This is a genomic window from Actinosynnema sp. NPDC059335 (genome assembly GCF_042752395.1).
GTDB lineage: Bacteria > Actinomycetota > Actinomycetes > Mycobacteriales > Pseudonocardiaceae > Actinosynnema.
In genome coordinates this window covers 17,269-27,717 of record NZ_JBHYXZ010000048.1, presented here as the reverse complement: position 1 = coordinate 27,717, position 10,449 = coordinate 17,269, and the positions used below count along the sequence as shown (strand labels likewise).

Annotated in this window: 10 protein-coding genes and 2 pseudogenes; 5 read left to right on the top strand and 7 right to left on the bottom strand. The window is 75.0% G+C overall.

What is annotated here, in order from left to right:
- Positions 1-565 (top strand): annotated as a pseudogene (locus ACFXGA_RS17370) (hypothetical protein); the annotation flags it as partial.
- Here the strand turns inward: ACFXGA_RS17370 and ACFXGA_RS17365 are convergent.
- Genes ACFXGA_RS17365 through ACFXGA_RS17355 form a run of 3 tightly spaced genes read right to left on the bottom strand, consistent with a single transcriptional unit; the run spans position 541 to position 3,294 of the window.
- Positions 541-1,191, bottom strand: a complete 651-nt coding sequence (locus ACFXGA_RS17365; protein WP_378088937.1) for a response regulator — start codon at positions 1,189-1,191, stop codon at positions 541-543. The pseudogene ACFXGA_RS17370 and the gene ACFXGA_RS17365 sit on opposite strands and share 25 nt — an antisense overlap.
- Positions 1,188-2,312 carry a sensor histidine kinase gene (locus ACFXGA_RS17360; RefSeq protein WP_378088936.1) on the bottom strand — a complete coding sequence of 375 codons (1,125 nt, stop codon included), beginning with the start codon at positions 2,310-2,312 and terminating at the stop codon, positions 1,188-1,190. The genes ACFXGA_RS17365 and ACFXGA_RS17360 overlap by 4 nt, the downstream gene beginning before the upstream one ends.
- A gap of 55 nt (positions 2,313-2,367) precedes the next feature.
- Positions 2,368-3,294: a zinc-binding alcohol dehydrogenase family protein gene (locus tag ACFXGA_RS17355; RefSeq protein ID WP_378088934.1), complete on the bottom strand. Its 927-nt coding sequence runs from the start codon at positions 3,292-3,294 to the stop codon at positions 2,368-2,370.
- An 83-nt stretch (positions 3,295-3,377) separates the two neighbouring features.
- Between ACFXGA_RS17355 and ACFXGA_RS17350 the strand changes: the two genes are divergently transcribed.
- A complete protein-coding gene (locus tag ACFXGA_RS17350) occupies positions 3,378-3,833 on the top strand; it encodes a MarR family winged helix-turn-helix transcriptional regulator (protein ID WP_378088932.1) in 456 nt (151 codons plus the stop codon).
- A gap of 67 nt (positions 3,834-3,900) precedes the next feature.
- On the opposite strand, the gene ACFXGA_RS17345 is transcribed toward ACFXGA_RS17350, so the two are convergent.
- The gene (locus ACFXGA_RS17345) at positions 3,901-4,410 is read right to left on the bottom strand and encodes a DUF2690 domain-containing protein (protein WP_378088930.1); all 510 of its coding nucleotides are present in this window, start codon (positions 4,408-4,410) and stop codon (positions 3,901-3,903) included.
- Positions 4,411-4,519: 109 nt separating this feature from the next.
- Complete coding sequence (locus ACFXGA_RS17340) at positions 4,520-5,056, bottom strand: ArsR/SmtB family transcription factor (RefSeq protein ID WP_378088927.1); 537 nt, start codon at positions 5,054-5,056, stop codon at positions 4,520-4,522.
- 104 nt (positions 5,057-5,160) lie between these two features.
- On the opposite strand from ACFXGA_RS17340, the gene ACFXGA_RS17335 reads away from it, so the two are divergent.
- Positions 5,161-6,963 (top strand): S9 family peptidase, encoded by a 1,803-nt coding sequence (locus tag ACFXGA_RS17335; RefSeq protein ID WP_378088925.1) that lies wholly within the window; start codon positions 5,161-5,163, stop codon positions 6,961-6,963.
- A gap of 119 nt (positions 6,964-7,082) precedes the next feature.
- Here the strand turns inward: ACFXGA_RS17335 and ACFXGA_RS17330 are convergent, their stop codons facing one another.
- Both ACFXGA_RS17330 and ACFXGA_RS17325 read right to left on the bottom strand, forming a co-directional pair.
- A complete protein-coding gene (locus ACFXGA_RS17330) occupies positions 7,083-8,081 on the bottom strand; it encodes a YdcF family protein (protein ID WP_378088922.1) in 999 nt (332 codons plus the stop codon).
- Positions 8,082-8,108: 27 nt separating this feature from the next.
- Positions 8,109-9,362, bottom strand: a complete 1,254-nt coding sequence (locus tag ACFXGA_RS17325) for a DUF4032 domain-containing protein (RefSeq protein WP_378088920.1) — start codon at positions 9,360-9,362, stop codon at positions 8,109-8,111.
- A gap of 200 nt (positions 9,363-9,562) precedes the next feature.
- On the opposite strand from ACFXGA_RS17325, the gene ACFXGA_RS17320 reads away from it, so the two are divergent.
- Both ACFXGA_RS17320 and ACFXGA_RS17315 read left to right on the top strand, forming a co-directional pair.
- Positions 9,563-10,072, top strand: a complete 510-nt coding sequence (locus tag ACFXGA_RS17320; RefSeq protein ID WP_378088918.1) for a SigE family RNA polymerase sigma factor — start codon at positions 9,563-9,565, stop codon at positions 10,070-10,072.
- A pseudogene (locus ACFXGA_RS17315) lies at positions 10,069-10,449 on the top strand (hypothetical protein); the annotation flags it as partial. The gene ACFXGA_RS17320 and the pseudogene ACFXGA_RS17315, both read left to right, overlap by 4 nt.

Sequence of the window (10,449 nt, the reverse complement as noted above, 5' to 3'; positions counted from 1 at the left end):
GGATCGGTGTTGTGTATACGAGACCGCCCTGGTGCGCGACGGGGCCGTGCGCGTGGTGGACGGCGTGGCCGTGGTGGACCGGGCCGCCGTCGACCGGGCGCCGTCGTTGCCCGGCGTGGTGGACCGCGCGCTGGACTCGGTGTCGCCCGCCACGCGGGAGGTGCTGCGGTCGGCCGCGCTGCTGGGGGTGGCGTTCCGGGTGGACGCGCTGTGCGCGGTCACCGGGCGCTCCGCGCCGGACCTGGTGGGCGTGCTGGAGGAGGCGGTGCGCGCCTCGGTGCTGGTCGAGGCGGGCGACGAGCTGGCGTTCCGCCACCCGTACCTGCGGGAGGCGCTGTACCGGGGCTTCGCCCGGCCGCTCCGGGTGGCGCTGCGCCGGCACGTCGCGCAGGTCGCGGCCCCGGCGCGCAAGAACCCCTACCGCCCCGGGTCGGGCACGTGGCGGCGCGAGGGCGAGGAGGTCCGCGACGACCCCGCGCGCGTCTTCGGCGCGGTGCCCGGTCGGGCGGCGTCCGCCGGGCGCGACCCGACCCGGGCCGGTCAGCTGACCAGGCCGTGCCGGTAGGCGTAGACGACGGCCTGGACGCGGTCGCGGAGGCCGAGCTTCGCGAGGATGCGCGACACGAACGTCTTCACCGTCTCCGGGCTGAGCACCAGCGCCGCGGCGATCTCGCGGTTGGACAGGCCGTCCGCGACGAGGTGCAGCACCTCCAGCTCGCGCGGCGTCAGCGGGGTGCCGTGCGGGTCCGGCGCGGCGGGCCGGATGCGCGTGGCGAACCGGCCGACGAGTTCCCGGGTCACCTCGGGGTCGAGCAGCGCCGCGCCGGACGCCACCGTGCGAATGCCGTGCAGCAGCCGGTCCGGCGGCGCGTCCTTGAGCAGGAACCCGCTCGCCCCGGCCCGCAACGCCTCGTACACGTACTCGTCCAGGTTGAACGTGGTCACCACGAGCACCTTGACCGGCCGCCGCACGTCCGCGCCCGCGAGCAGGCGGGTGGCCGCGATGCCGTCGAGCACCGGCATGCGGACGTCCATCACGACGACGTCGGGCTCCAGCCGCCGGGCGAGGTCGACCGCGGCCTGCCCGTCACCGCACTCGCCGGCCACCTCCAGGTCGGGCTGGGCGTCGATGATCGTCACGAGCCCGGTGCGCACCAGCACCTGGTCGTCGCAGACCAGCACGCGGATCACGGCACGCCCTCCGGCACGCGGGCGCGCACGTGGAAGGCGCCGTCCGGGTCGTGGCCCGCGCTGAACTCGCCGCCCAGGCCGTCGATCCGCTCCCGGAGCCCGGCCAGGCCGTGCCCGCCGCCGGGCGGGACGGCCGGCGCGGCGGCGCCGCCGTCCGTGCTGACCCGCACGGTGACGTCCCGCTCGCCGTGGCTCACGTGCACCGAGGTGCGGCTGCCGCGGGCGTGCTTGAGGGCGTTGGTCAGCGCCTCCTGCACCACCCGGTACACGACCGGACCCGCGCTGCCGCCGGGGTTGGCCGTGCCGTCCTCGGTGAACTCGACCGGCTGGCCGGCGCGGCGGGTCCGCTCCACCAGCGGGCGCAGGCCGACGGCGGACGGGGTCGCGGGGTTCAGCACGTCGAGCAGGTGCCGCAGGTCGCTGAGCGCCTGCCGCCCGGTGTCGGCGACGGCGGTCAGCGACTCGTCCAGCCGCTCGGGTCTCGCGGACAGGTACCGGGCGGCCTCCGCCTGCACGACCATCGCGGTCACGTGGTGGGTCACGACGTCGTGCAGCTCGCGGGCGACGCGGGCGCGTTCGGCGGCGCGGGTGTCCTCGGCGACCCGGCGGCGGCGTTCGGCCTCCGCGATCCTGGAGGCGCGCAGCCACGAGCCGAGGGTCGCCAACAGCACCAGCGCGCCGTAGAACGTCACCACCTCGACCAGCGGCTCCCCCGCGCCCCGCAACGGGAACAGGCACGCGAGGCCCGCGTACGCCAGCGAGAACACCAGCGCGGCCGCGCCCCGCCGCCGTTCCAGCCGCGAGGCCGCGGTCACCACCGCGATCACCAGCGCCGTGCCCGCGAACGTGTGGTAGCCGCGGAGCTGGTCGAGCGCGAAACCCAGCGACACCACGGCGAGGCACGCGACGGGCCACCGGCGGCACGCGAGCAGAGGGGCGCACTGCAACGCGATGGCGACGATGGCGAGCGCGTCGAACGGGCGGGCGGGCACGCCGCCGAAGTGCGTGCCGTGGTTGTGCAGCGCGGGCACGAGCGACCCGACGAAGAGCGACACCCCCGCCACCGGGTACCACAGCGCGTGCCGGCGCCACAGCGCCGGAACCCCCCGAAGTCCGATCACCGGGCGGATCCTAGCGATGGCTCGCCGGGGCGGCGGCCGCTCGCCCCCCGGGACGTCACGGAACGTAGACGACGCGGTCGTCCGTCTCCGCGTCCCACGTCTCGGCGACCCGGGAGAGGGGCACGGCCCGCGCCCGCACGTCGATCGCGCCGCGGTGCACCGCCAGGGCCAGTTCCGGCAGCTCGACGAGGAAGTCGCGGGCCGGCACCGAGCCGATGCCGCTGCCGAGGAGCCGGAGGCGGGACGCGCGCAGCACGGCGGCGGGCACGGGGCTCGTCTCGCCGGCGACGGACCCGATCTGGACCCACTCCAGCGGTGCGCCGCGGTCGCGCCGGGCGGTGATCACCGCGGTCATCACGCGGGCGGACGCCTCGCCCCACACGTAGTCGAGGACCACGTCGACGTCGGCGGCGCGGGCGGCGCGGTCGAACGTCACCGCCTCGTCCGCGCCCAGGTCGACCAGCGGGGCGAGGCGGGTGGCGTCCCGGCCGGCGGCGATCACCCGCGCGGCCCCGAACCGCCTGGCGATCTGCACCGCCATGCGCCCGGCGCTGCCGGTCGCGCCCAGGACGAGGACGCTCTGCCCCTCCCGGAACGCGATGCGGCGGCGCAGCGCGACCCAGGACGACATCGCCGGGTTCATCGCGGCGGCGATGAGCACCGGGTCGACGTCGGCGGGCAGCGCCACGCTGCGGCGGGGGTCGATCACGGTCCGCTCGGCGAACGTGCCCAGCGCCGTGTCCTCCAGCACCGCGTACCGGAGGTTGCCGTCCCCGTCGCGCACGACGCCGTCCACGCCGGGGACCAGCGGGAACGTGCCGGCGCCGCTGTAGTGCGTGCCGTTGGCCCGCGCCCGGACCAGGCGGTGCAGCCCGGCCGCCAGCACCTCCACCACCAGCCCGTGCCCGCCGTCGGCGACGGGGTCGGGGTGCTCGCGGTAGCGGGGCGGGGCGTCGGGGCCGGTGACGACGGCGGCGTGCATGGGGTCTCCTCGCGAAGTGGTTTGTAATACCAACTATTCGCAGTGTGGTTGGTACTACAAACCATGTCAAGTAGGATCACGCCGTGGCCGCGCCCGACGACGACCTCGAAGACGCCCTGGTCCGGATCTCGTTCCGGGTGATGGCCGTGCTCACCCGCATCGGCGCCGAGCACGACCTGTCGCTGACCCAGCTGCGGCTGCTCGGCCTGCTGCGCGACCGCCGTCCCCGCATGACGGACCTCGCCGCGTTCCTGGGGCTCGACAAGTCCACGATGTCCGGCCTGGTCGAGCGGGCCGAGCGGCGGGGTCTCGTCACCCGGCGGAAGTCACCGCTGGACCGCCGCGCGACCGACGTCGCCCTCACCCCGGAGGGCAGGGCGCTCACGGAACGGGTCGAGGAGCAGGTCCGCACGACCCTCGCGCCGTTCACGGACCGCCTCGACGGGGACGACCGCGGCCAACTCGTGCGCCTGCTCGACGCCCTGTCCGGCAGGCGGGCGGAGGACGGCGGGGAACCGGGGTTGGCCGACGCCCCGTGAGCCCGGGGTTGGCGGATGCCGCGTGAGCCCGGCGCGGGGGGAACCCCGCACCGGGTCCGGCGGGAACTCAGCAGAACGGGACCCAGGGGTCGTAGTACGGGACCGACGTGCCGGTGGAGGCGACGACCTGGCCGGTGCTGTCGCGGATCTCGGCCATGGCGAAGACGCACGTGCTGCCGGGCGCGTAGACCTGCATGCCGAACGTGGCGCCGACCGCCGGGTCGGACTCGCGCTGCTCGTAGAAGCCGAGCCAGCCGCCGTGCCCGTCCGGTTGGCTGGAGGGGCGGCGGATCCCCTTCACGACCGTGCCGGTGGGCTGCGTGACGTAGACCGTCGCCCGCACCCAGTTCGTGCCGCACGTGGGCGAGTAGCGGACCTCCATCAGCCCGTGGACCGCCTGCGGGCTCTTGATGTCCCGCGACGCGATGGTCACGGCGTCGGCGGCGCAGCCCGTGGTCTGCGGGTTCGTGTCGGTGTAGGGGTCGTACGGGGCCGCGGACGCCGGGGACGGCGCGAGCACGGCCAGGGCGGCGGCCACGACGACCGCGGACAGGGACCTTCGACCGATCAGGGGCATTCCGGACTCCTCGCCGAGTGGTTGTGCGCTCCCTGCATCGAACGGGCCGCGCCGGCGGACCGGTACGCAAAAGTCGGCCCAGGGCCGTCGGGGCTGCGGGTCGGCCGGATCACCCTTCGCGGCGGGCCGCCAGGGACCACAGGTAGCTCAACGGCTCGCCGTCCGGCTCGTCGCGCTCGACGAACTCGGTGATCAGCGCCAGCATCCTGGCGTTCAGCTCCTGCTGGGACGCCGCGCCGAGGCGCAGCACCCCGCGGGCGGTCTCGCGGACGGCGTCCGGGCCCGCCTCCAGCACCTCCGCGCGGTGCGCGGCGATCAGCGCCAGGTCCACCCGGTGCGCCAGGCCCTCGCCCTCGACGTCGACCAGGCCGAGCCGCCACGTGCGGCCGGTCGAGCGGTAGGGCCGTTCCAGCGCGCCCCGCGTGCCGCTGCGCACCGGTTCGGCGGTCAGGAAGCCGGTCTTCACCAACGCCCGCACGTGCCGCAGCACGGTCGCCGGCGCGACGCCCAGCCGGTCCGACAGCTCCTTGTTGGTCAGCGCGCGGTCCCAGCACAACCGCAGGATCCGCCACCGCAACGGGTGCGCGAGGGCCTTCAGCTCCTCCACCGTGGCGTCGCGGGCGGGGTGATCGGGCACGGCCGGCACGCCGCAGAGGCTAACCCACCCGCGCTTGCCACGCCGGACAGCGGTTTGGTTGACTGTTACCGATTGCAGTTTGTGAAATCAGTCGGGTGGCGGAGGTGGGGGCGATGGGCTGGACCGACTTCGACTGGCTGTTCGGCGCGGAACCGAGGCCCGACGGCGGGGCCGTCGCGTACCTGGGCGACGCGTCCGGGCGGCCGCAGCCGTGGGTGCTGCCGCTGGGCGGGACGGCGCGGCACGTGGAGGTGCCCGGCTCGGTGGTCCGGTGCGTGTGGCGACCGGACGGCGCGCGGCTGCTGGTGCTGACCGACCTCGACGGCCGCGAGGACCACCGGCTCGCCGAGGTCGACCCGGTGACCGGCGAGGTGTGGTGGCTGGTCGCCGAGGAGGGCGTGCGGTGCGAGATCGGCACCCCGCACTCCCGGCTCGGGCAGCCCTACAACGCCGACGGCACGCTGCTCGCCTACGCCTCCAACGCCCGTGACCCCGAGGTGTTCGACGTGCTGGTGCGCGACCTGCGCACGGGCGGGGAGCGGATCGTGCTGCGCGGCGACGACCGGTACCTGCCGATGGGCTTCTCCCCCGACTCGCGGCTGCTGCTCGTGCTGCGGCTGCACCAGCAGACCGAGCAGGACCTGTTCGTGTGCGACCTGGCCGACGACTCGGTCCGCCTGCTCACCCCGCACGACGGTCCGGCGAAGTACCACCCGGTGGCGTGGCTGCCGGACTCGTCCGGCGTCTACCTGTGCACCACGCAGGGCCGCGACTTCCTCGGGCTGGCCGCGCTGTCCCTGGACGGCGGGCTGACGTGGCTCGACGCGCCGGAGTCCGATGTGGAGGGCGCGGCGCTGTCCCCGGGCGGCACGCGGCTGGCGTGGGGCGTCAACGAGGACGGGTACACCCGGCTGCGGTGGGCGGAGAAGGGCGGTCCGCCCGTCGACGTGACGGCGCTGCCGCGCGGTGTCGCGGTGACGGAGTTCGGCCTGGGCGGGTTCGCGCCGCGGTTCACCGCGTCCGGCGAACTGCTGGTGCAGCTCGGCCGGCCGGACGCGGCCACCGACCTGTACCTGGTGGACTTGGACCGCGACGAGGCGCGCCGGCTCACCGACGCCGGCGCGCGGCTGCCCGGCGCGATCGTGCCGCCGACCCCGGTGCGCGCGGTCAACGGCGACGGGTTCACCGTGCCGGGCCTGCTCTACCGGCCGCCGTCGGCGAGCGCGGACGAGCCCGCGCCGGTGGTGGTGACCATCCACGGTGGACCGGAGGTGCAGGCGCTGCCGGTGTTCGACCCGCTCGTGCAGTCCCTGCTGGCGCGCGGGATCGGGGTGCTCGCGCCCAACGTCCGCGGGTCGTCCGGTTACGGGATGCGGTACCAGCGGGCCATCTACCGCGACTGGGGCGGTGGCGACCTGGCCGACGTGGAGGCCCTGGTCCGGGTGCTGGACGACGTGCCGTGGGTGGACACGGCGCGGCTGGGCGTGCACGGCGCGTCCTACGGCGGTTTCGCCACGCTGGCGTGCCTGACCCTGCTGCCGCACCTGTGGCGGGCCGGGGTGAGCGAGTGCGGGCCGTCGGACCTGCTCAACGACATCCGCGGCTTCCCGCCGACGTGGCGCAAGCGGGCGGTCGACTGGATCGGCGACCCGGACGACCCGGACGACGTGGCGCGGCTCACCGCGCGCAGCCCGTTGGGGAACGCGCACCGGCTGCGGGCGCCGGTGCTGATCATGCACGGGGAGAACGACGCGAACGTGCGCCCCGAGGAATCCGAGCGGATGTACCGCAGGCTGCGCGAGCTGGGCAAACCGGCGCGGCTGGTGCTGCACCCCGGCGTCGGGCACGGCATCGACCGGGCGGGCCTCGAAGCGACCGTGGACCTGATCGCGTCGTGGTTCGCCGAGCACCTCTGACGTCCGTCGGCGTCCGGACCGGGTCCGCGGCGACGCCGGCGGCTGGGTCCGCGGTGCGTCCGCGGCGACGCCGGCCGGGGTGCGGGGCGGCCGCACCCGGGGCGTGACGGGACGTCCGGTCAGGACAGCGTCAGCACCAAGTGCAGCGCCACCAGCGCGCCGCACGTCGCGGTGTGCGCGATCGGGTTGTGGGTGAGCAGCGCGGCGAACTCGCGCAGGAACGCGCTGGGCAGGAAGTACCACGCCGTGGGCGCGCCGATGATCTGCATCCGCAGCCGGAGCCGCCGCGCCAGCACGGCGGCGCGGAACACGTGGAAGTTGTTGGTCACCGCGACCGCCCGCCCGGTCCACTCGCGGGCGCGCAGCAGTTCCGCGCTGTAGGCCAGGTTCTGCTCGGTCGTCGTGGACCGGTCCTCCACGACGATCAGCTCGTCCGGCACGCCCCGGCGCAGCAGGTACTCCCGCATCGCCGCCGCCTCCGACACGACCTCCCCCGGCCCCTGCCCGCCGGAGACGACGACCAGCGGCGTGCGGCCGGCGGCCACCTCGCGGCGGTACAGGTGCACGCCGCGGTCCAGCCGGGACGCGAGCAGGGGCGGCACGCGGTCGCCGATCAGGCCCGCGCCCAGCACGACCACGGCGTCGAAACCCGTCCGGCGGCCGACGCTGCCGTAGACGATCGAGTACAGCAGCAGGCTGACGAACAGGAACGCGACGTAGGCCGCGACGACCAGCAGCGACCCGATCACGGCGTCCACCACGGGACCGGTGCGGGCGGTGGCGAGCCAGAACGCGGCCACCACGCCGACGATCGCGAGCCCGGCGAGCAGCGACAGCACGTTGGCGGGGCTGAAACCCTCCCGGCGCAGCATCAGCACGCCGTTGGCGATCAGCGCGACCGGCAGGACGAACCCCAGGCCGAGCAGCACGGCCGCGATCGCGTAGCCGACCAGGGCCGCGGCCCACCCGCCGAGCGCGGAGGCCCGGAACACCAGCCACAGCAGCAGGAGCACCAGCGTGACGCCGAGCCACACCGCGTTGCCCAGCCGCCGCCGGTCCCGGATCATGCCGATCACGAAGAACAGCGCGGGCACGATCGCCGCGATCCCGAAGACCATGCCGGTCAATCTAGGCCCACCCGGACGTCAGAACGCGTCCAGCTCGTCCTCCCGGTCCGCCGCCTCCCGGTCCGCGGCCTCCCGGTCGGACGCCTCCCGGTCCGGCAGCACGGTGGCCAGGTACGAACGCAGCGCGGCCGTGGTGCCGACGTCGCGCCCCGCGTGCTCGGACAGGAACCAGCGGTGCACCAGCACCTCGTGGAACAGCTCGGCCGGCGCGAGCACGCCCAGCAGGTCGGGCGGCACGGCGGCGACGACCGGGTCGTAGACCTCGTTGCGCCACAGGTGCCCGGCGGTGGTCTCCGGCACCGGCGCGCCGTCGCGCTGCTCCAGGTACGCGCGGAACGAGCGCAGGTCGTTGAGCAGCCGCCGCGCCTGCCCCTCCTGCACCTCCAGGCCGGTGAGCTTGAACAGCTCCCGGCGGCTCTGGCCGATCTCGGCGACCCGGACGTCCACCCGCAGCCGCGCGCCGCTGTCGGAGGTGACCAGCTCGACCTCGCCGACGTCGAAGCCCAGGTCGTTGAGCCTGCGCAGGCGTTCGGCGACCCGGTAGCGCTGCTCGTCGAGCCGGAAGAACTCCTCCCGGGTCACCTCCTCCCACAGCGCGGCGTACCGCCGGGGCACGCTGTCGGCCACCTCGACCGGGTCGATGTCGGGCGGCAGCAGGCCACCCGCCTCCAGGTCCATCAGCTCGCCGCCGATGCGCTCGCGCGCCAGGTCCACGTCGTAGGTGCGCTGGCCGTCGGACAGCTGCGGGTGGCGCTCCACGGTCTCGGCGTCGACCAGGTAGGCGGCCAGGTTGCCCGCGTCCAGCCGGAACAGGGTGTTCGACAGCGAGCAGTCGCCCCAGAACGTGCCCGACAGGTGCAGCCGCACGAGCAGCGAGACCAGCGTGTCCACCAGGCGCTCGGCCGAGTGCTCGCCGCGCGGGCTGGAGAACAGGTAGCGGTAGGACATGGAGTGGTCGAGGTAGCGGGTGACCAGGATGGCCTGCTGGTCGTCGGGCCGGTCGACGCACAGGCCGAGCACCGACACCGACGGCATGCCCTCGCGCTCCAGCTCCCCGAGCACGGCGTACTCGTGCCGGGCCAGCGACTCGGCGATCTCCTTGAGCGCGTACACGCGGCCCTCGCTGGCCACGAACCGCACGACGTGCCGCGAGATGCCCCGCTGCGGGACGTTCAGCAGCAGCTTGTCGTCCCACTCCTCCAGGGGCTGCGCCCACGGCAGGGCGAGCAGCCCGCCGGCCTCGGTGGCGGGTGGGCGGAACAGGAATCGCATGTGCTCCCCAGGGCTGGTGCGCGGACGGTGCCGAAGCTACCTCGTCGGGTCGCCGTCCAGCCATGCGATGTGGCCTGGTCGGCACGATCAAGAACCGGGGCGCTGTGCCGCAGATCACACGCACCGGACTCAACGTGGCACGTCCTCCGGGGGGTTTCCCGTCCGCAACGGACAGACCGACTGCGGCAGAAGGGGGCGACGTGCCGGACGACGACTACGACCAGTTCGTCACCGAACGTCTTGATCGACTATTGCGCTACGCCACGGCGTTGACGTGTGACAGGCACCTCGCCCAGGACATCGTGCAGGACGTGCTGCTGCGCGCCCGGCAGCGGTGGGGGCGGATCGGCGCGGTGGACGCGCCGTACCTCTACGTCAAGCGGATGGTGACCAACGAGTACCTGTCGTGGCGTCGCCGCCGCGCGGCGCGGGACGTGTCCTCGACGCACGCGGCGCTGGACGAGGTGGGGCCGGTCGTCGCCGACCCGGCGGACCGGCACGCGGAACGGGACGCGATGCGCGCCCGGATCGCGGTGCTGCCGCGCAAGCAGCGGGCGGCGCTCGTGCTGCGCTACTACGAGGACAGCACGGACGCCGAGATCGCCGCCGTCCTCGGCTGCGCGGAGGGCACGGTGCGCAGCCACATCTCCCGCGCGCTGCGGACGTTGCGGGTGCACGAGAAGAACACGCCGTCGGAGGTGCTGCGGTGACCGAGCAGGAAGCGCTGATCCGGGAGGCCATCGCGGCCGAGGCCGCCCAGGCCGTCGACCACCGCGTGGTGCTCGCGAACCTGCGGCGCGGGCGGGCGCGGCGGCGGCCGTTCGCGTTGTTCGCCGCGGCCGGCCTGACCGTCGCCGCCGCGGCCGTCGCGGTCGTCGTGCCGCTCACCGTGGACCGGACCGCCTCGGCTCCGCCCGCCGACCAGGTCGCGCCCACGACGCCGGTCGCGCGGACCGTGCTGCTGATCGGCGCCGACGGCGCGGGCGGCGCCGACTCGATCGTGCTGGTGCGGGTCGCCCCCGACCACCCCCGCGCGCGGGGGGGGGTGGCGGGGGGGCGGCGGGGGTGTGGGGCCGCGGGGGTGCGC

Excerpts from the sequence above, each read along its gene's own strand:
- ACFXGA_RS17355 (WP_378088934.1), bottom strand. The coding sequence starts at position 3,294 with ATGCACGCCGCCGTCGTCACCGGCCCCGACGCCCCGCCCCGCTACCGC.
- ACFXGA_RS17345 (WP_378088930.1), bottom strand. The coding sequence starts at position 4,410 with ATGCCCCTGATCGGTCGAAGGTCCCTGTCCGCGGTCGTCGTGGCCGCC.
- ACFXGA_RS17335 (WP_378088925.1), top strand. The coding sequence starts at position 5,161 with ATGGGCTGGACCGACTTCGACTGGCTGTTCGGCGCGGAACCGAGGCCC.
- ACFXGA_RS17330 (WP_378088922.1), bottom strand. The coding sequence starts at position 8,081 with ATGGTCTTCGGGATCGCGGCGATCGTGCCCGCGCTGTTCTTCGTGATC.
- ACFXGA_RS17325 (WP_378088920.1), bottom strand. The coding sequence starts at position 9,362 with ATGCGATTCCTGTTCCGCCCACCCGCCACCGAGGCCGGCGGGCTGCTC.